This window comes from Halomonas rhizosphaerae, from assembly GCF_030010555.1.
GTDB classification, from domain to species: domain Bacteria; phylum Pseudomonadota; class Gammaproteobacteria; order Pseudomonadales; family Halomonadaceae; genus Halomonas; species Halomonas rhizosphaerae.
On the sequence record NZ_JASCQP010000004.1, the window covers coordinates 1 to 22,737 of the forward strand.

Genomic DNA, 22,737 nt, shown 5'->3' on the forward strand with positions numbered 1-22,737 from the left:
GAGTTATCGTCAAATCTGGTGGATGGCGGTCAGGCCGCATTCCTGTCTGACTGATCGGTTACCTGCTCCCCATCCCGAAACTCGACGTTGCTGACGACCAGCTCCAACTTCTGGAAGTGCTTGATACGCCGCCATCGCTTTTGGGCGCTCTGGAGCAGCTTGAAGACCATCGCCAGGGTTGTCGCCCGGGAGCCGCAGTTTCGGCTGCGCTTGGTCCTCAGGCGGACTGTGGCGAAGGTCGACTCGATCGGGTTGGTGGTGCGGATATGCACCCAGTGCTCTGCCGGGTAGTCGTAGAACGCCAGCAGCTCTTCCCGATCCTTGGCCAGGCACCCCATCGCCTTGGGGTACTTGGCCTCGAAGCGTTTCAGGGTGCGATCGAAAGCCTTGTGCGCCCCGTCGCGGGTCTCTGCCATCCAGATGTCATGGAGGTCGGCCTTGACCTTGGGCTGCACGGACTTCGGCAGCTTGTTCAGCACGTTAGCCGTCTTGTGAACCCAGCAACGCTGATGGTCGGTCTCCGGATAGATCTTGCTCAGGGCCGCCCAGAACCCCATGGCACCGTCGCCCACCGCCAGCTTGGGCGCCTGGATCAGGCCGCGCTCTCGCAGGCCTGTCAGCAAGGTCTTCCAACTGTCCGCCGACTCGCGGAAGCCGTCTTCGACGGCCACCAGCTCTTTGCGGCCCTGCTCGGTTACGCCGATGATCACCAGCAGGCACAGGCGGTCATCCAGGCGCACATTGCTGTAGATTCCGTCAGCCCACCAGTAGACGTAGCGCCGGTCTGCCAGGTCCCGCTGCCGCCACTCGGTATGCTCCTCTTCCCATTGTTTCTTGAGCCGTGACACCGTGTTGGCCGACAGCCCCTTGGCTTGGTCGCCCAGCAGCGCCGCCAAGGCCTCCTGGTAGTCGCCGGTGGAGATCCCCTTCAGATAGAGCCAAGGGATCAGTTCCTCGATGCTGCGAGCCCGCTTCAAGTAGGGCGGCAGCAGGCTGCTGTTGAAGCGGGCGCCACCGCCGCTGCGGTCACGCACCTTGGGCACCTGCACGCTGACATCCCCGATCCCGGTCTGGACCGTGCGCTCAGGCAGGTAGCCGTTGCGGACCACGGCCTGGCGGCCATCGTCTAGCCGCTGATCAGCATACTGCGACAGGAAGGTGGCTAACTCAGCCTCGACTGCCTTGGCGATCAGGTCACGGGCACCTTGGCGCAGCAGCTCGTGCAGCGGGTCAGTGACTTGGGGTTCTGGTTGTGAAAGAGCCCGGAGGGTAGAATTGGTCATGGCGTATCCATTCCTTGTTGATTGTGATCTGGCGAGATCAATCAACAGGATACGCCACCTTTCCTACCTCCTTCCGTACACCAGAAGTCACCATAGCTCGACCAGCAAGGCGATGTTCTTTTGGGCGCGTGAGCGGAAGGTTACGCTGGCCTTCATCCAACCGGGCAAGACGACGCAGAATGCCTTCATCGAGAGCTTCAACGGCAAATTCCGGGATGGCTGCCTCAATCAGCACTGGTTTCTGATCCTTGCCGATGCGCGGCATGAAATCGACCAATGGAGAGGCCACTACAATCTTGTCAGACCGCACAACTCACTGGGCTATATGCCACCCATCGCCTATGCCCAGCGATGTGCATGAAGGGGCGGTTTCTCACATTGTGTGTTGGACCTGAACCAGGGGGAAAGTCAGAGTTCCGCGCCCTGTCGCGGCAACTGCCGGAGTTGTGAAACATATTTCTTAAATCACACTTTATGATGTTAATCTACCATTAGGAGTACAGGCGCGAATCCGCCGCCGAGTGTACGAAAATTGGTCGCCTGTCCTCGGTAAAGTCTCGCCGCAGCCATGAGAAAATCGCCGCGGTAGGTATATAGTCGAACATCGACCTTGAGCATCTCCCGCTCACCGTCAACTAGAACCAGGCGCTCCGATGGGGGGATATAGGCTTGGGCAATGTAGTCGCTTTCCAGAATTCGGTTGAATGTGTTTTTGGTGAGTTTGCTGCCCCGATAAACGCCTTTACTCCCATGCCCTGCGACAGGTTTGAAGAACCACTCCCGTCGCTGTTGCCAGAGTGCATCAGCGTTATCAGCCGTAACCTTTACGGTGCGTGGAATACCAGAGTGAAGCAACTCGGCTTTTTCAGGGCTCAAGCCCCAAGCCGAAAGGGTCTCGTGATCTGACAACACAGCCAGGTTGCGTTTATCTGCGAACAGTGCGTGGGCATGGGGGTTGGGGGTTATGACCACTCGCCCGTCCAACCAGGCACACCGCAAGGCGGTGTGTTCGGGGTCTTCGAGCCCGAAGTCCACGAGCCGATTGTAGACCAGGTCGATTCGCTTGCCACTACCGTATAGCGTTCCTGAATCATACCGGAGGTCAGCAGGCGAAAGTATGAGGGCATCGATACCATTCCTTCGTAATGACTGCTGCGCCAGCCTGAATTCAGGATAGAGGTATTGCCCGCTAGGCTGGTCATCGACGATCGCTATCCTCTCCGGACGTCCACTACCACGCTGAGCGCGCCATTCGCTCTCGAATTGGGCAGTCACTGCGGCATCGAAGTCATTGGCCCCGGCCGCACGCGTGAAGTCATTGCAGCACTGCAATTGGGCCTGTGCCAGCATGGCGTTGAGGAAAGCGCCTCCGGCGTTGGTATTGATTTCGATCAGGCGAGGCCCCTCTTTGCTAAGATGGAAATCGTAGCCCATGAAGGCACCCACCGGGCCGGGGTTGAACTGTGCACTTTGCGGGGCCCAGGACAGTACCCGTCGCTGATAGGCGGGGAGCGCAGCAGCTTCCTCCAGGGCTTGAACAATGGCTCCCATTTGTTCCAGGTCCCGAGGAGGAACGAAGACGGCTACATTTGAGAAGAGTTGACGCCAGTTTGGGTTGGTCTGGATCTCGTAGGCGTCATCACCCAACTGGTCAGCGAGTGCACGGGTGATTGCTCGTCGATCGAGAGTAACGCAGGCACAGTGCTAGTTCAGCTTTTCTGCTTCTGTCTTTTCTGAGAAATCGCCGGTTTTGTGCAAGAGCTGACCTCTGATCCCGTTCATACTGACCGACAGCGAGGGCGCATATAGCCCTGACTGGGTCAGCATTGCCCTACCAGTGAATGTGCGTCAAGCATTCGCTCGAGGGGTTCACCAGCGACCAGCTTGAAATAGCGAATCAGAGGCTCACCGACGTGCAACAGAGTAAGTGGGAGGATTCATGAGCGCTACGCAACAATACCTACTACTACTGGGCCTGATGCTGGGTACCGTGGGAGTGGTGCTGTGCCTGTACGGTCTGGCCCGCAGCATGGGGCCGACACACGGGGAGCCGGGCAAGGACGTACCGGCAAGCGCCGGGGTGCTTTCGCGGGATCCGGTGTGGGGGCGCTATCACGCGCGATACTACGGCTACGCACTGCTGTTTCTGGCCTTCGACATGGAGATGGCCTACATGTACCCCTGGGCCGTGGTGTACAAGCAGGAGGGGCTGGTGGCTCTTCTTGATATGGGCGTGTTTCTTGCCATTCTCTTTCTCGGCCTGCTCTACGGATGGAGCCAGGGTGCTCTAAGGCGGCAGTGATGTCTGAGTCAACAATGACCATTGCAGGAGCGCGCAAGGGGCGCCCATCTATCGTGCAGAGGCTGGTTGGACGGGCCCAGGCGCGCAACCTGAGCTGCCTGATCGTCCCAGGACCGGAAGTGGCTCTGGCGCACGGTCTGGACCTGGCAGCGGCTGGCATGCGCATCGCCGCCACGCCGCGCGACGCGGCCGTGCTCGTGGTTATCGGGGCGCTGTCACGGAAACTGGATGAGGCCACGGCGGTGCTCTATGCGCAGATGCCCCGGCCGCGCGCCGTGCTCGTGCTGGGTGGACCAACTCCGTCATCTTTACCACCGGCCGATGTCTCCACGGACCTCTCTCAAGCCGAGCTGATCGAAGCGACCGGTCGGCTACAGCAGGCGCTTGCCGAAGGCGCCTTTACGGCCTCGCCCGAGGATTTCGACGCCTCGGTCCTGCAAGCCAGGATTGAGTATGTCTGTCCCATGCACCCGGAAGTGGTCGAGGACGAGCCGGGCCGCTGCCCCAAATGCGGCATGGATCTGGTGGCCCGCGAGGCCGGCGCCGAATCGGGCGCGACGGAAGGGATGTCGGAGCACGACCATAACCACCATCACGAGCACCACCAGGGTCATGATCACAACCACCACGATCATGATCACGATGACGGGCACCAACAGGGCCACGCTCACGAACACGCCAGGACTGAGTATGTCTGCCCCATGCACCCACAAGTTGTCCAGGACGAGCCGGGCAGCTGCCCCAAATGCGGCATGGACCTGGTGGCGCGGGTGGTCGGGGCCGACGAGGGCGCTGCGGAAATGCCCCTGAAGCACGGCGATCACCATGATCACGAGCATCATGAGCACGAACGACACCAGGGCCATGACCACGAACACCACCATGAACACGGGCAACACAAGCACGATCATGGTGGCCACGACCATTCCGGTCACGACCACGGTGCTTCGGGGTTCATGTCCATGGTCGAAGTTACCAAGGACCTGCCCCGCAGCGCCGATGGTTTAGCGATGGACTGGATCAAGGTGCCGTTCGGTCCGGTCTTTCCCGGCCTGCCGGGTGGACTGAGACTGACGCTGACGCTCGACGGCGACGGGGTGGCCGAAGGGCAAGCGACGTCCCTGGTGGGCATGAGTGCCGTCACTGAAGAGGGCGCTGCCGAGACCTTCGTCGAGCGTCTGGCGACAGCAATGGCGCTGGCGCCGGTAAGTTACCGATTGTTGGCCTGCCGGGCCATCGAGCAGGCGGCTGGTCTGAAGGAAGACCCGGCTACCGCCCGGGCCCGCGCTTGTGCCCTGGAACGCGAGCGCATCGCCAGCCATCTGGGCTGGCTGGCCCAGTTGGGTCGTCAGCTCAGCTTCGTCTGGCTGATGCGTCGCGCCACGACTCTGCAATTAAAAACCCGGTGCGCCAATCGGGAGCAGCTTGTGGCCATGAGACCGGCACTGTGGGCGCTGAACGTTCGACTAGAGCTCACGCCATTGCTCAAGGCGCGCTTGAAAGGAATCGGCGCTCTGCCGGGCGGTTCCCACGACTTTCGGGGTCCGGTAGCGCGCGCCGCGGGCAGCGCCGAAGACGTTCGGCAGGCGGATACTATCTATCGCGAGCTGGGTTTCGAGATACGCACTGGCACCACCGGCGGCGACGCCTGGGGGCGTCTTCAGCAGCGGCTGATGGAGATCATGGCCAGCCTAGACCTTATCGAGGCTGGCGTGGACCCTGGAATGCCCACCCTGCGCGACATCGGCAGTACCTCCGGGATAAGTGAGGCCAGCGTGGAAACCCCGCGCGGGCGCGCCGCTTTGCGGCTGACTCTGGAGCATGGCCAGGTGGTATCGGTCGAGTTGGATACCGCCTGCAGCCACCATATCGGCCTGGTCGCGAACCTCGTCGAGGGCCGAGAGCTAGGCGATGCTTTGGTGGCGGTCGGGTCGCTAGATCTGTCGCCCTGGGAGGTGATCTCTTGACCATCGCTGCCGTGTTACTCGCGCTGATGGTTAGCGCCTGGCTACTTGCCGTGATCGAGGCCTGGCTTTCGACCGGACGCCTGCGCCCCGTCGCGCCGCTGCTTGCCGGCCTGTCACACCTGGGCAGGGAGTCCCTTCTGCCGCGCAAACCCGACCGGCTGTTCTTCGAGACCGCGCCGGTACTGCTGCTGGTGGTAGCGGTGCTTGGCGCCGCGGTCCTGCCCCTGGCGCCAGGACTGGTGATCGCGGACCTGGCCACCGGCGCCCTGTTCGTCAACGCGGCGCTGGCCTATGTACTGGTTGCGTTGATCATGGCCGGCTGGGGCCCGAACGGCGCCTACGCCATGGTCGGCGGCTGGCGCTTCCTGGGGCAGCTCATCGCCTACGCCATGCTTATCGTGATGCCCATCACGGCCGTGGCCATGCGCGCCGAGTCACTGCTGAACACCGCCATCGTCGCCTCCCAGGCAAGCTTGTGGAACATCGTCTACCAACCGCTCGGCTTCGTGCTGTTTTTCATCGCCGCGATGGCACTGGCCTTCCGTGCGCCCTTCGACCTGCCAACTGCGCCAGGGGAACTGGCCGGGGGCGTAGACGCTGAATATACAGGCATGCGCCTGGCGGTATTGAGGCTGGCGCGGCTGGTGCTGGTGATCACCCTGGCCACAGCAACCACGGTGTTCTATCTCGGCGGTTGGCACGGGCCACTCTTGCCGCCTTGGGCGTGGAGCCTGATCAAGACACTGACCGTGGCCGTGTCGATGCTGCTGGCCGGCCACTATCTCCCGCGTATTCGCGAGGCGGATCTGCTGAGCTGGTGCTGGAAGCTGGGTATTCCCCTGGCGCTGCTCAATATCCTCATCGTCGGATTGATGATCCTGGTGGTGCCTTGATGTTTTTACAGGCCTTTTTTGTCGCCGTGTTCGGTCTGGCCGCGATCGGCTTCGGCGTGGCGGTGTTTCGTACCGCGTCCATGGTGCGTTCCGCGTTGGCGCTGCTGTTCTCGCAGGCCGCGGTCGGTTGCATGTTCCTGGCCATGCAGAGCGAATTCCTGGGCGTACTGCAGATCATGATGATGGCCACTGAAATGAGCATCATGGCCATCTTCATGGTGATGTTCATGATGGATCCCGGTGGGCTTGGTGGCATGGATATGAGTCACCAGAAACGCTTTTCAATCGGCGCAGGGGTGATTGCCGCCGGCACCGCCTTCGCGGTGGCGTTAGTGTCCGACTGGGGTCCTGTCACAGTCGAGGCTCCGGATGCGGCCATGCAAGCGCGGGAGCTGGGCATCGAGATGTTGGGGCGGTCGATGCTGATCTTCGAAACCGCCGCTGTCACCATCCTGACCGCGATGATCGCGGCCACGGCAGTAGCGATTCCGGTGCACGAGCCGGCCCGTAACGATGGTAAAGACGAGAACGACAAGGAGGCCTCAAGATGACCCCGGTCCTGATCGTGGCGCTTCTGACCGGCGCCATCCTCTTCGGTGTCGGCCTCTATGGTGCACTGTCGCAGACCAACCTGGTCATGATCATGATGGGCGTGGAACTCATCCTCGCGGGCGCGCTGGTGAATCTGGTGGCCTTCTGGCGCTTTCTGCATCCCGAGATCTACGCCGGGCAGATGTTCGTTCTGGTGGTAATGACGGTCATGGCGGTGGAGATGGCAGTCGGCATGGGCATCGCGATCGCGCGCTTCCGGGCCAAGGGCTCGGTCGAGATGGAGGAAGCGGGGGATCTCAAGGGATGAACGAGATAGCGCTGCCGGTAGTGTTTCCCCTTCTCGCAGCCGTGGCGATTCTGGTGCTGCGGCGCTGGGCACCCGCCCTGGCCCTGGCCGGCGCCACGCTAAGCCTGGCAGTGAGCCTTTGGCTCATGGGCCGAGTCGCCGAAGGTCACCTTGAAACACTGCTGCTGCCGGGCCTGCCGGATATGCCCTTGCGGCTGACCGCCGAGCCGCTGACTGCGCTGCTCACTGTGGTGATCGCCACGGTGGGGACGTTCGTACTCATCCATTCGGTCGGCTATATGAAGCAGGAATCCGGTCTGCCCCGCTTCTATGCTGTCATGTCCTTGTTCCTCGCCGCGATGCAGGCCCTGGTGCTGGCTGGCGACTGGGTTCTGCTGCTGGCCGCCTGGGAGCTGATCGGGTTGTGCAGTTACCTGCTGATCGGTTTCTGGTTTCAGCGGTCCGAAGCTGCGAACGCCGCCAGCCGCGCCTTCCTCTACACTCGTAGCGCCGACCTTGGCCTGTACATCGCGGTATTCATCCTCATCGGGTCGGCGGGCACCAGCGAAATCGCCGCCACAATGAATGTCGGCGGAAGTGTTGCGGTTGCCGCGGGGCTGTTGTTGCTGCTGGCCGCCATGGGCAAGTCCGCCCAGGTTCCCTTGCAGGACTGGCTCATGCGCGCCATGGCGGGCCCGACGCCGGTCTCGGCGCTGCTGCACTCGGCGACGCTGGTGGCCGCAGGTGCCATCCTGCTGATCCGCGTGACACCGCTGCTCGCGCCGGGGGTCCTCCTCGCCATCGGGCTGGTGGGCGGCTTTACCACGGTGACGACTGGTCTGGTCGCTCTCGCCGAGCGCGACCTCAAGCGCCTACTGGCCGCCTCCACCGCCAGTCAATATGGCCTGATGCTGATCTCGATCGGCGCCGGGGCGCCGCTGGCTGCCCTATTGCATCTGGTCGCCCATGCCGCCATCAAGAGTGCCCTGTTTCTCGCCGCCGGCGACTTCCAGCATGCACGCGGTGGTACCGGTTTCGATCGACTAGAGAGCGTTGGTCGCATCAGGCCCTGGGCCTTCGCTGGCTTTACACTGGCAGCATTGGCGCTGGCGGGAATCCCGCCGCTGAGCGGGTTCTTCTCGAAGGACGCGGTGATCGCCGCCGCGCTGTCCGCAGCTGGCGCCGTCTGGCTCGCACCGCTGGCGCTGGCGGGCACATTGTTGACCGGTGCCTACCTGGCCCGGGCGCTGCGCCTGCTGTGGCGCGGCGCTGGCGGAACCCGGCCGGTGGCCGGTGCCGCCTGGATGGGCGTAGGTGTTTGGGGGTTGGCGATCCCAGCCGCTGCCCTGGGCCTGGCCTTTGGCCCCATCGAGGCACTTCTCGACCTACCCGCCCCTGAAGCCGAAGGGGCATGGGCCGTGCTGCTCGGACTCCTCGCTGCGGTGAGCGGCCTGGCGCTGGGCTGGCTAGTGCCGGCCCGGCGACTGCTTGGCCCTGCCAACCCATGGGCGCAATCGGGGCTAACGGTCGCGGGCGGGCTTACGGCCGTGGTAGGGAGGCCCGCAATGGCCGTTTCCCGGGGCTGTGAACGTTTGGAAGACCGCCTGTATGCGGCCGCGCTTCGCGTCGGCCGGAGAGGCCTCACCATTGCGCGGGGGTGCGAGCGCCTGGAACTGAGCCTGTATGCGGTCGTGCTGGGTGCCGGCCATGCCAACCTGGCCATGGGCCATCTGGTGCGCGTCGGAGATGAGCGCCGCATCGACGGCCTGATCTTTGCCCTGGTAGCTAGCGTGCGCGCCTGGGGAGATCGCGCTCGAACCCTGCAAAGCGGCCTGATTCACCATAGTCTCGCCATCAGCGCCGTGGTCACCGCCGTGATGCTGCTCATCCTGATATTGGCTTCATTGCGTTTCTAGAGGACAGCCCTGCCCATGCTACCACTCGTCTCCATTACCCTATTCTTGCCACTTGTCGGCGCCGTCCTGATTCTGTGCCTGCCGAGACCCACGGCGCGGACCGTACACGGCATCGGCATTGGCACCGCAGTCCTGACCCTGGCCGGCGCCCTGGCCATGTGGCTGGAGGGAGTAAGTAGCGCGGGCTTTTCCCAGGTCGAGGAGCTGGAGTGGATCCCGGCCATCGGCGCCGCCTACCGGGTCGGGGTCGACGGCATCAGCCTGCCGCTGGTGCTGCTGAGCGCCGTGATGTTCCTGGTGGCGTTCATCTTCACTTCATCGCTTCGCGAACGCCCGCGCGCCTACGTGGTCCTGGTCCTGCTTCTCGAAACCACGGCAATCGGGACCTTCACCGCCCTCGACGGGATTCTGTTCTATGTGTTCTTCGAGGTCTCCCTGGTGTCGATGTACTTCATGATCGCCGGCTGGGGGCATGAGGAACGGCAAAGGGCGGCCCTGATGTTCTTCCTCTACACGCTGCTCGGCAGCCTGCCTTTGTTGCTCGCTATCCTGGGACTCTATCTGGGCAGCCCCGAGCTCAGCTTTGACATGCGAGCCTGGATCGCCAATCCGCCTCTAGAGGGGGCGGCGGCCATGTGGGCGTTGATCGCCATGCTGATCACGTTCGCAGTCAAGATCCCCGCGGTGCCACTACACACCTGGTTGCCCGCCGCCCATGTCCAGGCGCCAACCGTCGGCAGCGTCATCCTGGCCGGCATCATGCTGAAGTTCGGCACCTACGGCCTGGTCCGCTTTGCCTTGCAAATGACCCCCGGGGCGTTCCGCGAAGCCGGCATCGTTGTCTTGATCTTCGGCGTCGTCAGCGCACTCTACGGCGCCTTTGCCGCCCTGGCGCAGACGGACCTCAAACGTCTGGTGGCCTATACCTCGATCAACCACATGGGCTATGTAATCGTCGGCGTCTCCGTGGCCGCACTGACGCTGGACCCGTCGGTGCGTACCGTCGCCCTGGATGGCGCGGTGCTGCAGATGTTCAGCCACGGCCTGGTCACCGGCGCCCTGTTCTTCCTGGTGGGCATGATTCAGGAACGCGCCCATAGCCGTGAAATGGGCGAGTTCGGCGGCCTGCTCAAGACGGTCCCGCTGATTGGCTGGTCATTTATATTGGCTGCCTTTGCGTCCCTGGGCCTGCCAGGGCTGGCGCACTTTCCGGCCGAGTTCCAGATATTCCTCGGTACGCTGGGTAGCGTGCCCGCAGCGGTTGTCGTGGTACTGGGTATTGCCATCATTGCCGGCACCTTTCTCAAGGCGATCCGCGAGACCTTCCTCGGCGAGCCCCGCCAACGGTGGCATGCCATGCCGGACCTGAGTAAACGAGAATTGCTGGCCGTAGCGCCGCTCCTGGTCCTCACCGTCGCCACCGGCGTAGCACCATCCTGGGTGCTTGACGTCATTCACCGGACCACATCGTCGTTGGTGCTGTAATGGGCCGTGACCTCGCTTTACTGACTCCCGAAATCGCCGTCCTGTTGACGGCCGTCGGCGCGCTGATCGCGGAAATGCTGCGCCGACCTCGAATCTCGCTGGCCCTCGCCGCCGCGGGCTTGCTCGTCGCCACGAGTTTGACGGTACCCTTGCTCGGCACGGACACCACCGTGTTCGGCGGAAGCTTCCGGATCGACGCATTAAGCATCTGGGCAAAGCTTATCCTGTTGCCGGCTACCGTACTGTCACTGCTGCTGGCACGAAACGACATCGGTGGCACCGTCCGCGAGGGCACGGTCTACAGTCTGATATGCCTGGCGACCTTCGGCGCGCTGGTGCTGGCTGGAGCGGGCGATGTGATGTTCCTGGTGCTGGGCATGCTGCTGACCAGCCTGGCTACCTTCGCGCTGGTCGCCTATCCGGACGACGACCCGGCCACCGAGGCCGCCATGAAGTTCTTCGTGTTCGGCTCGGTTGCCGGGGCAGTCATGATCTTCGGGCTCAGCTACTGGTTCGGCGCCACCGGTTCCACGCTGCTCACCGATCTAGCACGCACGGACGCGATGCCGCTGGCTGCCATCCTCGGGCTGGTGGCCGTCGTTGTCGGCCTCGGCTACAAGGCGTCACTGGTTCCGTTTCATTTCTGGGCACCCGACGCCTACGAGGGTGCGCCGCTGTCGATTGCCGCCTACCTGTCCGTCGTGCCCAAGGTCGGTTCCCTTTTCGCACTAACCCAGGTGGTGCGCGACCTGCCCGTGGACAGTGGCTGGCCTGCCGTCATGGCGGGCTTGGCCGTGCTGAGCATGACCTATGGTTATCTAGCCGCACTGGTGCAGGATAACGTCATCCGACTACTGGCCTACTCGTCGATTGCCCAGTCCGGTTATTTCCTTCTCGGCATCGTGGCGGTGGGCTCCAGTGAGCTTGCCTTGCCGTCGATCATCCTGTTCGCCGCTGCCTACGCCGCCATGAACCTAGGCGCTTTCGCTGTCGCCTCCGCGACCGGGCGAACTCTGGAAGAGTTCAGCGGGCTGGGGCGCGCACGGGTGCTGACAGGGATCGCAATGGTGATTTTCCTGTTGTCGCTGGTCGGCATCCCGCCACTTTCTGGCTTCGTCGGCAAGTTCCTGCTCTTCGCTGCCGCCATCGATGTCCAGTTCACCTGGTTGGCAGTCGTGGCTATCATCAACAGCGTGCTGTCGCTCGCGGTGTATTTACGCATCGTCATGCCGATGTACCGGCCGGCGGAAACGACAACCGTTGCACCGGCCACATGGCCCGGCGTCGTGGTGATGATCACGTTTGCCGCTACACTGATCATCGGACTGGCCGCCCAGTTTTTCCTCGCGGGTCGATGAGGTGACGGCAGCCGGAGACATGGAACTCACGCGTTTGGCGATCCTTCTCGGTTCCGTTCTTTAGGCTCTAACAACAGACTTCGTGCTGCTGCGCTTCACTTCGGGACCCTTTAACAACCTCATCATGTCAAAGCTGCCGGATTGTCCTGCAGCCTGACTTGAACGGAGAAGGAGGCTAGACATGACACACCTAAACGCTGCCAGCCGTTTGCGAATCACCGCTCTGGGCAACAGCCTGTCGCTGCTGCTGGTGATCAGCTATCTCCTGTGCGTGGGCTTCGGCTTGCTCGCTCCGGAAAATGTGCGCATGTACGAATCATGGGCGCCGCTGCTGCCCGGTTTCGAATGGCTCACCTGGAGGGGCTTTGTGATCGGCCTGGTAGAAACCTATCTGTACGGCTGGTACCTCGCCGTCTTGTTCGTTCCATTGTATCGCTGGTTTTCCAGAAACGAATGACGACACGACGAGGGCTGCAGGTCCTGCGCGTCACTGGTCCTTTAGACCACTGGCCCACATCCGTCTTTCTTAGTCCTCAAACAAGAACGTAATCGGCGAATCATGAACACGACGTCCTCGGCCACATGAACTCACCGACAACATACTCCATCTCATCCTCATGAGCTGACAGATAATTAAGCAGCATATTGGCAGGCTCTTCTTCGCCATGATCAGCACAGTGAGCAAGACAGCGCGCCAAATGTTCATGAGGCATCCGCGTCCAGTCAACAAAATCGCCAAAGGCTCTTATTTCAATGATACTTCTCCTCTGAAATCAATGAGAATGAATGTTATCACTGTGATTTTATGCCTCTTTCCGAGAAAGAAAGAGACGCTCGGCAACCAGGATAGCCGCCATGGTAGTCGATGCCACAATCAGCACTAGGGGATCTGTCGTCGCTTTCACCCAAAGGAAGCCTGCCAGTACGACGGCATCCAGCAGTATCGCAATCACTAGCACAGTTGCGCTTGCATCAATTTCCCGACGCAGATGACGCAACACTCCCCAATGAATGGCGATATCCATGATTAGATAAAAAATGATACCAAGTGCAGCGATACGGCTGAGATCGAAGAATGCCGTCAGGATCAAGCCAAGCACGACCGTATAAACCAAGGTATGCTTCTGGATGCTGCCAGGCATGTGGAAATGGCGATGCGGCACCAGCTTCATTTCCGTCAGCATCGCCAACATGCGTGAGACCGCAAATATACTGGCAATGATGCCACCCGCGGTGGCTATCATGGCGAGGATGACGGTGAACCAGACGGCGGCCTCCCCCAGTGCGGGCCGGGCGGCAGCTGCCAGGGAGTAATCCTTCGTCTCGATGATCTCGCTCAGCGACAGGTTACTGGCGACGGCGAAGCCCACCAGCGCATAGATCACCACACACAGGGCGATCGAGATCATGATCGCCCGGCCCAGATTGCGGTGGGGATCCTTGATCTCTGAACCGCTGTTGGTGATGGTCGTGAAGCCCTTGAAGGCCAGGATACCCAGCGCTGTGGCGCCCAGGAACCCCGACAGTGAGGCATCAGGCGCCGAGCTCGAGACTTCCATCTCCAAGGAGTCGGCGACCAGGACGCCTACTACCCCGAACACGATGATGCCGCCGATCTTGATGACGCCCAGCACTGACGCAACACCCTGAATCAGCTTGTTGGCAGAGAGATTGATCAAGAATGCGGAAATCAGCAAGGCAACGCCCAACGAAGGGACAAGCAGAGACCTGTTTTCCACATCGAAGAGCTCAAGGGTGTAGGAGCCGAAGGTTCTCGCCAGGAAGCTCTGGGCGATCACCATGGAGAAATACATCAGCAATGCATGGAAAGCGGTAGGTAGCGTCGGGCCATAGGCTTTCTGCAGATACATGCCGATCCCCCCTGCCGAGGGATAGGCACGTGACATCTTGACGTAGGAATACGCGCTGAAGGAGACGATCAGGGCGGCCGACAGGAAAGCCAGCGGGAACAGGCGACCCGTCATCTCGGCCATCTGTCCCGTCAGGGCAAAGATGCCTGCCCCGATCATGACACCTGTTCCCAAGGCAATCGCCCCCACCAGAGACAGGCTCCCTTCCTCGTACTTGGGGGTTCGATCCGTGGAATCCGTCACCCAAGCCTCCTTGTCATCACAGGATGAGCTGTTTCAGGGGCATCCAGAGACCCATGGCGATCATGATCAGGTTCTCGGTCAAGGACACGAATCCCAGGGGGACATTGCTGTTTCCCCCGACACAGGCGCACTTCAGCTCACGCTTGTCGATATAGACGGCCTTGAAGACCGAGATGGCGCCCACCGTGCCGATGAACAGCGCCAAGGGGGCGGCGAACCAAATCAGAGCCCCTGCCAGCATCAGGAGTCCGGCCAGGGTCTCGGCGTAAGGGTAGACGTAGCCGTAGCGGACATGGCGCTGAGCGAGCAGGTCATAGTTGAGGAACATGGTGCTGAAGCTTTCGACATCCTGCAGTTTCTGAAGCCCCAGCAGGACCATGGCGGTGGCAATCGCATATTCCGGCATGCGCAAGGAGAGGAGTGTACCGCTGGCCGCCCAGCTCACCGCCAGGCCGATCAGCAGGGAGGTCGCAAAGATGGCGATGACCGGCTGATAGGTCGTCTCCTTCTCGCCGGGCACGCTCAATCCCAGAAACGCACGAACCTCTTCATAGCCCCCCACACGCTTTTCGCCGATATAGACCTGAGGGGTGGTGTCGACCCCGGCCTGCTCCTGGAACTCCTCGATGGCCTCGCGCGAGGTGAGCGTGTGATCGTCCACCTCGTAGCCCTTGCGCTTGAGCAGGTCCACGGTCTTCAGACCGAACGGGCAGAGGTGCTCTTCCGTCTTCATGCGGTAGACGCGAGCCGTCTCGTGCTGTGTGGAAGACGCCGAAGTGACGGTACTCATGGGCTCAACCTCCTTGCGGTACCAAGAGATGACTCGGGGGCAGGATCCTGCGGCCATACGCTTACTGGCAGGCATGTTCGTGGTCACCCCACCCTGTTCAACCTAGAACCCTTGTGCCACCCAAGGGTCAAGGAGATGCTCACCGAGGCCAATCAGAACATCAGCCGTACCCCGGCCACGACCGCGGTATCCTCGGAGGAGTCGCCACTCGCTCGGGCCAGGTCGGCAGTATCGCCGTACCGTTTCTCCCAATAGGCGCCGACGTAGGGGGCGAGACGGCGGGAAACCTCGTAGCCCAGGCGCATGCCGACCCGCACGGAATTGAGCCCCTCCCCGACCCCGAATTCCTCGACCTCGCTGGCGGCCATGGCAATCTCGGTGCGCGGCTGCAGATAGAGGCGTTGCGTCAGGCGCAGGTCGTACTCCCCTTCGAAACTCGCCGAGACGTCACCCTCGTCGCTGACCTGCAGCGCAACGTCGGTCTCGATGCCATAGGGCATCACCCCCTGCAGGCCGATCACCCCATAGGTGCGCTCGGCATGGTCATCCGAGAACACACCACCCTGGTAGCCGATGCCGCCCTGGAGTTCCCAGAAGTCGGCGATCAACCGGCTATAGAGCAGCTCCAGCGATTCGAACTCGGCATCCTCGCCATCGCCCTGGACGTTCTCGCCCTCGGACTTCAGGTAGACACGGTTGACGTCGCCGCCATACCAGGCCTGGAAGTCCCAGACCAGTTCCTCGTGCCCCTTGTCGGGCACGGCGTACTCGAGTCGGTCGAACAGTGCCATGGCCATGTTGTGCTCGGCCATGGGGGACGGCCAGTCAGCGGGCGCATCGTAACCCTCCTCCGCGTAGGCAGTGGAGAACGTCAGTATGGCCAATACGGTGCCGGTTCCGCTCAGTAATCTCCTGGTTTTCATGCGCTTTCCTTATGCAACCTTGACGACCCGGAACATGCCGGCATCCATGTGGTACAGCAGGTGGCAGTGGAAGGCCCAGCTGCCCTCGGCGTCGGCGGTGATCAGCGCCGAGACGCGCTCCCCGGGCTTGACGTTCAGGGTGTGCTTGCGCGGGATCAGCTCGCCCTGACCGTTCTCCAGCTCCATCCACATGCCATGAAGATGGATGGGGTGCTCCATCATGGTGTCGTTGACCAGGATCAGGCGCAGGCGCTCGTTCTTGTTGAAGCGAATGGGCCCCGTCACCTCGCTGAACTTCTTGCCGTCGAAGGACCACATGTAGCGCTCCATGTTGCCGGTGAGGTGCAGTTCCAGCTCTCGCTCCGGTTCACGGCGGTCCGGCCAGGGGGTGAAGGCCTTGAGATCCCGGTAGACCAGCACCCGACGCTCGCCGGAATCGATGCCGATGCCGGCCTGGTCGTAGCGAGAGCCCGGCTGGGCTGCCCCCGCCGCCAACATGCCGTTGGCATTCATCCTGCTGCGCTCACCCGACATGCCCTGCATGTTGGAATGGTCCATGCCCTGCATGGTGGAGTGATCCATGCCCTCCCTGTCGCCGTCCGCGCCCCGCTCCATCTCGGCGTGTTCCACGCCTTCCATATCATGGGCGCCCATGGCCTCCATGCCGCGGTCGGCGATCTTGCGACGCTCGGGAATCTCGGCCGCCATGCCCTCGCGCGGCGCCAAGGTGGCACGCGCGTAGCCGCTGCGATCCATTGCCTCGGCGAAGATGGTGTAGGCGGAGTCGTCCTCGGGCGTGACAAGGACGTCATAGGTCTCGGCCACCCCAATGCGGAACTCGTCGACGGGAACCGGCTGTACCGGCTGGCCGTCGGCTGATACCACGGTCATCTTCAACCCTGGAATACGCAGGTCGAAGTAGGACATGGCCGAGCCGTTGATCACCCGCAGGCGTACCCGCTCACCGGCCTGGAACAGCGCCGTCCAGTTTTCCTCCGGCGAGTGACCATTGAGCAGGTAGCTGTAGGTGCTGCCCGTGACGTCGGCGATATCGCGCGAGCTCATGCGCATCTTCGCCCACATGCCGCGCATCTCGGCGGTCGCCGAAAGGCCCTTCTCGCGCACGTCGGCGAAGAAGTCGGCGATGGTGCGCTCCTGGAAGTTGTAGTAGCCCTCGGCGGTCTTCAGGTTGCGGAAGACCGACATGGGGTCCTCGAAGGTCCAGTCGGTGAGCAGCAGCACATGCTCACGGTCGTAGCGGAAGGGCTCGCGCTCGGCGGCATCGATGATCAGCGGACCGGCATGGCCGAGCTGCTCCTGCAGGCCGGAGTGGCTGTGATACCAGTAGGTACCGTTCTGGTGAACGGGGAAACGGTAGGTGAAGGTCTCGCCCGGCGCGATGCCGGGAAAGCTCACCCCAGGCACGCCATCCATCCCGGGCGGCAGGATCAGCCCATGCCAGTGGATGGACGTGGGCTCGTCGAGCAGGTTGGTGACTCGCAGCACGGCGTCCTGGCCTTCCTTGAGTCGGATCATCGGCCCGGGGCTGGTGCCATTGATGCTGAACGGCCGTGCCTCCTTGCCATCGATCGGGATCGATTCGCGGCGGATGGCCAGCGACACTTCGGGACCCACTTCGATGCCCTTGGAATAGATATTGGTCTGCCCCCAAGGGTTGGCCCAGCTGGGACGCAAGCCCAGGGCCGCTGCCGACCCAAGACCAAGCGCCGCCCCGCCTTTCAGGATCTGACGGCGTGACAGCGGGTGGGTGATGACGCGCGAGCTTGCCATGTGTGACTCCCGTCAATGTCTGGTCGCAGCATCTTGACGGGTCAAGCTGAATCACAGCTGAACGTGAAGGCTCACGGAAGGCACTCGCCGACAGGCACCGTGATCTCCACGCGCAATCCCCCGAGGGAGCTCGGCGCGAACCGAACCCGCCCCGAGTAGCGTGTCAGCAGCTGATTCAGGATCGAGAGGCCAAGGCCGTAGCCGGGCTGGCTCTCGTCCAGGCGTCTGCCGCGTTGGCCGAGACTGGGCAGGTCCGCTTCGGCCACCCCGGGCCCATCGTCCTCGACGAGAATGGTGAGACAGCCATCCAGGCGCAGCTGGCAGTGAACCTGGTGGGAGGCCCATTTGCCGGCATTATCCAGCACGATACCGAGCATCTCGGACAGGTCCTGTGATTCGACAGGAATACGCTGGTCGAGCCGATCCGGCAGGCTCAGGCGGAACCGCTTGTCGGGGTAGAGGGCGCGGAACATCTCCACCAGTCGAGAGCCGTCGTGGCGCAGCTCCGACATGCGCCCGGCGTGAGGACCGGCGATTCTCGAACGGCGCAGCTCGGCATCCAGCTGGGCATGAGCCACGTCCAGGCGCTCCACCAGCCGCCGGCGGCGCGACTCATCGATGGGGCGGGTACCACGCAACACCTGGGTCACCGCCGCCAGCGGCGTCTTGAGGGCGTGAGAGAGGTTGGCTACCGAGTCGCGAGAGCGCTGCAGGCGACTATCGATCTCGTCCATGAAGCGGTTGAGCTGCATGACCAGATCGTCCAGTTCGGATGGCACATCCAGGGAGAGACGCTCGCGCTCCCCCCTGCGCAGCTCGCCCAGCTGGTCGTGCAGCCGTGAAAGGGGAATCAGCCCACGATTGACCGCCAGCAGATTGAGCGCCACGAGCATCACCAGCAGGGCTGCCGCGATACCGCCGACCCACCAGTGCAAGCGGTGGAGCCCCGCTTCCACCTGTGAGAAGTCCTCGCCGATCAGCAGCACCCCATCCTCGCCGTTGAGCACGAAGGGCTGCCGATAGACCAGCAGGTGCTGCTGCCCTTCCCGCACCTCCACGAGCGTTTCGCTGGACGCACCGAGCAGCGACTGCAGCGCTGCCTGCCAGCGCGGATCCGAGGCCGAGGTGTCATCGCCGAGGCGCAACACGTATAGGTGGTGGAAGACCTGGAAACCGCGACTGGCCGAATCCAGCACGGCGGCGGTGGAGAGGTAGTCGCGCCGCAGCTGCTCGATGGCATGTGCGGCTTCACGCTCGAGCCGCGCCCCGAGGAAGTCGCGCGCCAGATCCTTCAGCAGGATGCCATGCAGCAGCCAGGTCATCCCGGTCACCACCAGGGCGATGCCTGACAGCCACGCCAGCAGCCGGATACGCAGGCTGCGCCGATCAAGGCGTGACGAAGACATAACCCTGGCCCCGCCGGGTCTGGATGATCGACTTGCCCAGATAGCGCCGCAGCCGCGCGATGTAGACCTCGATGAGGTTGGGTGCCGCCGCATCCTGATCCAGGGTATAGAGCTGGTTGAGCAGGTGGTCCTTGGAAAGAACGCGCCCCGGGTGGTGCATGAAGTAGCGCAGCAGGAGAAATTCGGTGCCGGTGAGGGAGTGCCAGGTCCCACCATCGACACGGACACGCTGGTTCGCCTCATCCAGCGAGACGCCATTGAGCATCAGCTCCCGGGACAGGTGTCCGGACTTCCGGCGCAGCAGCGCCATCACCCTGGCGATGAGCTCGGCTTCATGGAAGGGCTTCGTCATGTAGTCATCCGCACCGCCTTCGAGTCCGACCACCTTGTCTTCCCAGGTGTCGCGCGCGGTGAGAATCAGCACCGGCAAGTCCCGGCCTTGCTTGCGCCACTGCTTGAGCAGATCCAGCCCGGAACCGTCTGGAAGGCCAAGGTCGAGGATCGCGAGCTCATAGTGCTCGGTTGCCGTGAGCAACGTGGCCACTCTCAGTGAAGTGGCCAGATCGACACGGTAACCGTTGTCCCTCAGACACTCGACCAGACTCTCGGCGAGCAGGTCGTCATCTTCGAGCAGCAACAGTTTCATGGAGGCGGGTCACTCCCGGATATCGATGTTCCCCGACATGCCTGATTCGTAGTGCCCGGGCAGGTTGCAGGCGTATTCGAGGCGCTCCACGTTGCCCGGAGCGGTCCACACGAGTTCGGCGGTCTCACCGGGGGCGATGGTCACGGCAGGCATCTCGCCGCCATGCGCCCCCTCCGCCATGTCGTGGCCGCCGTGTCCCTCATGGCCGTCGCCGTGGCTGCCATCCATCTCCTGCATCATCTCGCGATGCGCCTCCTGGGCCTGGGCGTCGCCGATAACGAACTCGTGCTCGATATTACCGGTGTTGGTGATCTCGAAGCGAATGGTCTCGCCCGGCGCCACCTCGATCCCCTCGGGATCGAACCACATGTCGCCCGCCTCGACGCGAATGGTGCGGTCGACGTCGGCCTCGCTTGTCGCTGCGTGGGAAGCGTCGTGCTGCCCGGCAGCAAAGGCCGTCGTGGTCGTCAGCCCCAGGACCAGGGCCAGAAGCATCTTGCGCATGATCGATGGTACCTCTCGTGTCGTATCAGGGGAGACTCGGTTGTACCGCAACAACCTGAAACGAGGCTGAACTCGGCCAAAAGGGTTTCGCTGCAACGCGACATCTTGACCTTGGGGCCGCCCATGGGTTGTAGGCTTATAACGATAGCTAGCTCGCCTTCTTCTGCCGAGGAAGTCAACTTCTCTACCATCCGCAAGATGAGAGGAAATACCATGGTCAAGTACAAGCAGTTTCTCGCCGTCGTCCTGGCCGCGAGCATGGGGATCGTCGCCAGTGGCACCGCTGCTGCCCAGGGTATGCAGCAGGGCGCCCATGGGACTGGCGGCACGATGATGGGCGGCCAGGGCGGTATGGGCCCCGGCATGATGATGGGCGGCCAGGGCGGCATGGGCCCCGGCATGATGATGGGCGGCCAGGGCGGCATGGGCCCCGGCATGATGATGGGCGGCCAGGGCGGCATGGACCCCGGCATGATGATGGGCGGCCAGGGCGGTATGGGCCCCGGCATGATGATGGGCGGCCAGGGCGGTATGGGCCCCGGCATGATGATGGGTGGCCAGGGCGGCATGGCCGGAATCCTCGACGAGGAGCAGCTGAGTTCCCTGCGCGAGATACGCAGGGAGCACCGTTCCGCCCACTTCGAACGCATGGGCGAGATGATGAACCTGCGTGACGACATGATGCTGCTGATGCAGGCAGAGCGCCCGGATCCGGAGGAAGTGCAGGCCCTCCATGGTCAGATGGCCACCCTCCACGGCGAGATGATGGCGGACAAGGTGCGCATGAGGAATCGGATGCAGGACCTGCTGACCGACGAGCAGCGCGAACAGTTGAAGCAGGGCGCCTCTTCTCGCAAAAGCCCGCAGTGAACCTGATGCCCGCCGCCTGGCGGGCACCGCTCAGCCATCCCGTTCTCTCTTGCGCTGGATCAATGTGGCGACTCGCACGACTGGCGCAGAATGACGTAGCGATGACGAGGAAATCACCATGACCGCCAAGGCCGGACAACTGCATCTCACCCGAGGAGGACGCCTGTTGGCGTTTCTGCTCGCGGTGCTGCTGTCGGTGACCAGCCTGGCCGGCCAGGCGGCCATGGAGAGCTGCGCCGCTGACTGCAGCACGGCGCAGGTCGAGATGTTCGATCACGCCGACCCCGAATGCGCCGGCTGCGCGGCCCTGGCGGCGATGCCCCTCGTCATTCCTGCCACCCCCGATACCCTGGCCGACACCGACGGACCGGCCGCGGTCGAATTCATCGCCCCGCCCCCGCGCGAACCTCCCAGACCCTGACCGTGCCTCTATCACCTCGGTGACGCTGGCCCTCCGCCTGCCACCGGATTTACCTGTGCACTTTCGTCAGGAGTCTCGACATGATGAGCACCGACTGCTTCGCCCTCATGGGCTCCATGGGCTGGATCGGCTGGCTGATGCCGCTGGCCTTCATGCTGCTGCTGGGCCTCGGCATCGCCGCCCTGGCCAAATATGTCTTCACGTCCCGTCGCTCCCAGGAGGACCGCTCATGAACCGCATCGCCCCCACCCTCGTCCTCTCCACCGCCGTGCTGGCCGGCGCTGCTACCGCCCAGGCCGCCCTGCCGGACGAGGCCACGCTGTACAAGAACCCGCAGTGCGGCTGCTGCGATGGCTATGCCGAACATCTCGAGGAGATGGGCATCGAGGTCACCGTCATCGACGACCGGGATCTCGGTCAGATCAAGGAAGCCTCGGGCCTCCCCTACGGACTCGGCTCCTGCCACACCATCGAGATGGGCGAGTACGTGATCGAGGGCCATGTGCCGCTGGCGGCGGTGGAGACGCTGTTCGAGGAGCGGCCGGCCATCGATGGCATCGGCCTCGCCGGCATGCCCATCGGCACCCCCGGCATGCCCGGCCCCCAGCAGGCACCCTACGAGGTCTACCAGTTCACCGACCGACAGGAGGCGGCCTTCATGACGCTCTGAGGGGGGCCCATCCCGCTCATCTCTCGCGAGAGGACGCCCCGGCTATGAACTGCACCCCGAAAGTTGGACACCCAATTCAACCTTCGGGGTGTTTCTATGAGGAACCAGTACAGCGACCACTTTAAGTTGCAAGTGGTGCAGCAATACCTGGATGGGGATGTCGGCCTAGAAGTGGTCGCCCACCACTTTGGTCTGGACTATTCCATGGTCAGGCGATGGGTGGAGCAGTACCGGCAGCATGGGCCTTCAGGATTGTGCCAGACACGCCGTCACTACAGCCCAGCGTTCAAGCGCGAGGTGCTGGAAAGGATGTGGCGCGACGGCTTGTCGATCCGGCAGACCGAGGCCCTGTTTGATATCCGTGCCGCTGGCGCTATTGGCAGATGGGAGCGCCAGTACCATAGTGGTGGCCTAATCGCCTTGGAACCGAAACGTACGGGACGCCGCCCGATGCCCCAGAAGCCCCCATCTCCACCGCCCGAGCCTCCCTCCGATGGTGAGCGCTCCCATGAGGAGCTGCTCGAGGAGCTGGCATATCTGCGGGCGGAGAATGCCTATCT

General features: G+C 62.8%; 23 protein-coding genes and 1 pseudogene. 15 read left to right on the forward strand and 9 right to left on the reverse strand.

The annotated features are described in order from the left end of the window. Positions 1 to 29: 29 nt before the first annotated feature. On the reverse strand, positions 30 to 1,283 hold the full coding sequence (locus QLQ83_RS00390; RefSeq protein WP_282733537.1) for an IS256 family transposase: 1,254 nt from the start codon (positions 1,281 to 1,283) through the stop codon (positions 30 to 32). A 100-nt stretch (positions 1,284 to 1,383) separates the two neighbouring features. Between QLQ83_RS00390 and QLQ83_RS00395 the strand changes: the two are divergent. Next, positions 1,384 to 1,644: pseudogene (locus QLQ83_RS00395) on the forward strand (integrase core domain-containing protein); the annotation flags it as partial. 119 nt (positions 1,645 to 1,763) lie between these two features. Here the strand turns inward: QLQ83_RS00395 and QLQ83_RS00400 are convergent. Beyond that, positions 1,764 to 2,930, reverse strand: coding sequence for an ATP-grasp domain-containing protein (locus QLQ83_RS00400; RefSeq protein ID WP_282733606.1), 1,167 nt, complete (start codon positions 2,928 to 2,930; stop codon positions 1,764 to 1,766). A 292-nt stretch (positions 2,931 to 3,222) separates the two neighbouring features. Between QLQ83_RS00400 and QLQ83_RS00405 the strand changes: the two genes are divergently transcribed. The 9 genes from QLQ83_RS00405 to QLQ83_RS00445 all read left to right on the forward strand — a co-directional run bounded on the left by QLQ83_RS00405 (position 3,223) and on the right by QLQ83_RS00445 (position 12,499). Beyond that, complete coding sequence (locus tag QLQ83_RS00405) at positions 3,223 to 3,585, forward strand: NADH-quinone oxidoreductase subunit A (protein WP_282733607.1); 363 nt, start codon at positions 3,223 to 3,225, stop codon at positions 3,583 to 3,585. Positions 3,586 to 3,599: 14 nt separating this feature from the next. Next, positions 3,600 to 5,552 carry a heavy metal-binding domain-containing protein gene (locus tag QLQ83_RS00410; RefSeq protein WP_282733608.1) on the forward strand — a complete coding sequence of 651 codons (1,953 nt, stop codon included), beginning with the start codon at positions 3,600 to 3,602 and terminating at the stop codon, positions 5,550 to 5,552. Next, positions 5,549 to 6,445, forward strand: coding sequence for a complex I subunit 1/NuoH family protein (locus QLQ83_RS00415; RefSeq protein ID WP_282733609.1), 897 nt, complete (start codon positions 5,549 to 5,551; stop codon positions 6,443 to 6,445). The genes QLQ83_RS00410 and QLQ83_RS00415 overlap by 4 nt, the downstream gene beginning before the upstream one ends. Next, the gene (locus tag QLQ83_RS00420) at positions 6,445 to 6,996 is read left to right on the forward strand and encodes an NADH-quinone oxidoreductase subunit J family protein (RefSeq protein ID WP_282733610.1); all 552 of its coding nucleotides are present in this window, start codon (positions 6,445 to 6,447) and stop codon (positions 6,994 to 6,996) included. The genes QLQ83_RS00415 and QLQ83_RS00420 overlap by 1 nt, the downstream gene beginning before the upstream one ends. After that, entirely contained in the window at positions 6,993 to 7,304 is a 312-nt protein-coding gene (gene nuoK / locus QLQ83_RS00425) for an NADH-quinone oxidoreductase subunit NuoK (protein ID WP_282733611.1), read from the forward strand. The genes QLQ83_RS00420 and nuoK overlap by 4 nt, the downstream gene beginning before the upstream one ends. After that, a complete protein-coding gene (locus QLQ83_RS00430; protein WP_282733612.1) occupies positions 7,301 to 9,199 on the forward strand; it encodes an NADH-quinone oxidoreductase subunit 5 family protein in 1,899 nt (632 codons plus the stop codon). Before nuoK ends, QLQ83_RS00430 begins: the two co-directional genes overlap by 4 nt. Before the next feature lie 15 nt (positions 9,200 to 9,214). After that, positions 9,215 to 10,684 (forward strand): complex I subunit 4 family protein, encoded by a 1,470-nt coding sequence (locus QLQ83_RS00435; protein ID WP_282733613.1) that lies wholly within the window; start codon positions 9,215 to 9,217, stop codon positions 10,682 to 10,684. After that, complete coding sequence (locus QLQ83_RS00440; protein ID WP_282733614.1) at positions 10,684 to 12,042, forward strand: NADH-quinone oxidoreductase subunit N; 1,359 nt, start codon at positions 10,684 to 10,686, stop codon at positions 12,040 to 12,042. The genes QLQ83_RS00435 and QLQ83_RS00440 overlap by 1 nt, the downstream gene beginning before the upstream one ends. Before the next feature lie 181 nt (positions 12,043 to 12,223). Then, the gene (locus tag QLQ83_RS00445; RefSeq protein WP_282733615.1) at positions 12,224 to 12,499 is read left to right on the forward strand and encodes a DUF5676 family membrane protein; all 276 of its coding nucleotides are present in this window, start codon (positions 12,224 to 12,226) and stop codon (positions 12,497 to 12,499) included. A 346-nt stretch (positions 12,500 to 12,845) separates the two neighbouring features. Here the strand turns inward: QLQ83_RS00445 and QLQ83_RS00450 are convergent, their stop codons facing one another. The 7 genes from QLQ83_RS00450 to QLQ83_RS00480 all read right to left on the reverse strand — a co-directional run bounded on the left by QLQ83_RS00450 (position 12,846) and on the right by QLQ83_RS00480 (position 20,216). After that, positions 12,846 to 14,156 carry an APC family permease gene (locus QLQ83_RS00450; protein WP_282733616.1) on the reverse strand — a complete coding sequence of 437 codons (1,311 nt, stop codon included), beginning with the start codon at positions 14,154 to 14,156 and terminating at the stop codon, positions 12,846 to 12,848. 16 nt (positions 14,157 to 14,172) lie between these two features. Further along, positions 14,173 to 14,946, reverse strand: a complete 774-nt coding sequence (locus QLQ83_RS00455; RefSeq protein WP_282733617.1) for a glutaredoxin — start codon at positions 14,944 to 14,946, stop codon at positions 14,173 to 14,175. Between the two features lie 152 nt (positions 14,947 to 15,098). After that, positions 15,099 to 15,869, reverse strand: coding sequence for a copper resistance protein B (locus QLQ83_RS00460; protein ID WP_282733618.1), 771 nt, complete (start codon positions 15,867 to 15,869; stop codon positions 15,099 to 15,101). Positions 15,870 to 15,878: 9 nt separating this feature from the next. Continuing rightward, entirely contained in the window at positions 15,879 to 17,660 is a 1,782-nt protein-coding gene (locus QLQ83_RS00465) for a copper resistance system multicopper oxidase (protein WP_282733619.1), read from the reverse strand. A gap of 71 nt (positions 17,661 to 17,731) precedes the next feature. Continuing rightward, complete coding sequence (locus tag QLQ83_RS00470) at positions 17,732 to 19,066, reverse strand: ATP-binding protein (protein WP_282733620.1); 1,335 nt, start codon at positions 19,064 to 19,066, stop codon at positions 17,732 to 17,734. Further along, positions 19,047 to 19,712, reverse strand: a complete 666-nt coding sequence (locus QLQ83_RS00475; RefSeq protein ID WP_282733621.1) for a response regulator transcription factor — start codon at positions 19,710 to 19,712, stop codon at positions 19,047 to 19,049. The genes QLQ83_RS00470 and QLQ83_RS00475 overlap by 20 nt, the downstream gene beginning before the upstream one ends. 9 nt (positions 19,713 to 19,721) lie before the next feature. After that, the gene (locus QLQ83_RS00480; protein WP_282733622.1) at positions 19,722 to 20,216 is read right to left on the reverse strand and encodes a cupredoxin domain-containing protein; all 495 of its coding nucleotides are present in this window, start codon (positions 20,214 to 20,216) and stop codon (positions 19,722 to 19,724) included. Between the two features lie 213 nt (positions 20,217 to 20,429). Between QLQ83_RS00480 and QLQ83_RS00485 the strand changes: the two genes are divergently transcribed. The 5 genes from QLQ83_RS00485 to QLQ83_RS00505 form a co-directional block, all read left to right on the forward strand. Beyond that, positions 20,430 to 21,086, forward strand: coding sequence for a Spy/CpxP family protein refolding chaperone (locus tag QLQ83_RS00485; protein ID WP_282733623.1), 657 nt, complete (start codon positions 20,430 to 20,432; stop codon positions 21,084 to 21,086). 118 nt (positions 21,087 to 21,204) lie between these two features. Continuing rightward, positions 21,205 to 21,507, forward strand: a complete 303-nt coding sequence (locus tag QLQ83_RS00490) for a hypothetical protein (RefSeq protein WP_282733624.1) — start codon at positions 21,205 to 21,207, stop codon at positions 21,505 to 21,507. Positions 21,508 to 21,587: 80 nt separating this feature from the next. Further along, entirely contained in the window at positions 21,588 to 21,740 is a 153-nt protein-coding gene (locus tag QLQ83_RS00495) for a hypothetical protein (RefSeq protein WP_166644568.1), read from the forward strand. Then, on the forward strand, positions 21,737 to 22,177 hold the full coding sequence (locus QLQ83_RS00500; RefSeq protein ID WP_282733625.1) for a DUF411 domain-containing protein: 441 nt from the start codon (positions 21,737 to 21,739) through the stop codon (positions 22,175 to 22,177). The genes QLQ83_RS00495 and QLQ83_RS00500 overlap by 4 nt, the downstream gene beginning before the upstream one ends. A 96-nt stretch (positions 22,178 to 22,273) precedes the next feature. Beyond that, positions 22,274 to 22,737 (forward strand): transposase (locus QLQ83_RS00505; RefSeq protein ID WP_282733626.1); only part of this gene is annotated, 464 nt, incomplete at its 3' end.

Coding starts and splice junctions, on each gene's coding strand:
- QLQ83_RS00455 (WP_282733617.1), bottom strand. CDS start 14,946: ATGAGTACCGTCACTTCGGCGTCTTCCACACAGCACGAGACGGCTCGC.
- QLQ83_RS00465 (WP_282733619.1), bottom strand. CDS start 17,660: ATGGCAAGCTCGCGCGTCATCACCCACCCGCTGTCACGCCGTCAGATC.
- QLQ83_RS00480 (WP_282733622.1), bottom strand. CDS start 20,216: ATGCGCAAGATGCTTCTGGCCCTGGTCCTGGGGCTGACGACCACGACG.
- QLQ83_RS00460 (WP_282733618.1), bottom strand. CDS start 15,869: ATGAAAACCAGGAGATTACTGAGCGGAACCGGCACCGTATTGGCCATA.
- nuoK (WP_282733611.1), top strand. CDS start 6,993: ATGACCCCGGTCCTGATCGTGGCGCTTCTGACCGGCGCCATCCTCTTC.
- QLQ83_RS00390 (WP_282733537.1), bottom strand. CDS start 1,283: ATGACCAATTCTACCCTCCGGGCTCTTTCACAACCAGAACCCCAAGTC.
- QLQ83_RS00475 (WP_282733621.1), bottom strand. CDS start 19,712: ATGAAACTGTTGCTGCTCGAAGATGACGACCTGCTCGCCGAGAGTCTG.
- QLQ83_RS00470 (WP_282733620.1), bottom strand. CDS start 19,066: ATGTCTTCGTCACGCCTTGATCGGCGCAGCCTGCGTATCCGGCTGCTG.
- QLQ83_RS00430 (WP_282733612.1), top strand. CDS start 7,301: ATGAACGAGATAGCGCTGCCGGTAGTGTTTCCCCTTCTCGCAGCCGTG.
- QLQ83_RS00440 (WP_282733614.1), top strand. CDS start 10,684: ATGGGCCGTGACCTCGCTTTACTGACTCCCGAAATCGCCGTCCTGTTG.
- QLQ83_RS00420 (WP_282733610.1), top strand. CDS start 6,445: ATGTTTTTACAGGCCTTTTTTGTCGCCGTGTTCGGTCTGGCCGCGATC.
- QLQ83_RS00445 (WP_282733615.1), top strand. CDS start 12,224: ATGACACACCTAAACGCTGCCAGCCGTTTGCGAATCACCGCTCTGGGC.
- QLQ83_RS00485 (WP_282733623.1), top strand. CDS start 20,430: ATGGTCAAGTACAAGCAGTTTCTCGCCGTCGTCCTGGCCGCGAGCATG.
- QLQ83_RS00405 (WP_282733607.1), top strand. CDS start 3,223: ATGAGCGCTACGCAACAATACCTACTACTACTGGGCCTGATGCTGGGT.
- QLQ83_RS00435 (WP_282733613.1), top strand. CDS start 9,215: ATGCTACCACTCGTCTCCATTACCCTATTCTTGCCACTTGTCGGCGCC.
- QLQ83_RS00500 (WP_282733625.1), top strand. CDS start 21,737: ATGAACCGCATCGCCCCCACCCTCGTCCTCTCCACCGCCGTGCTGGCC.
- QLQ83_RS00490 (WP_282733624.1), top strand. CDS start 21,205: ATGACCGCCAAGGCCGGACAACTGCATCTCACCCGAGGAGGACGCCTG.
- QLQ83_RS00410 (WP_282733608.1), top strand. CDS start 3,600: ATGACCATTGCAGGAGCGCGCAAGGGGCGCCCATCTATCGTGCAGAGG.
- QLQ83_RS00495 (WP_166644568.1), top strand. CDS start 21,588: ATGATGAGCACCGACTGCTTCGCCCTCATGGGCTCCATGGGCTGGATC.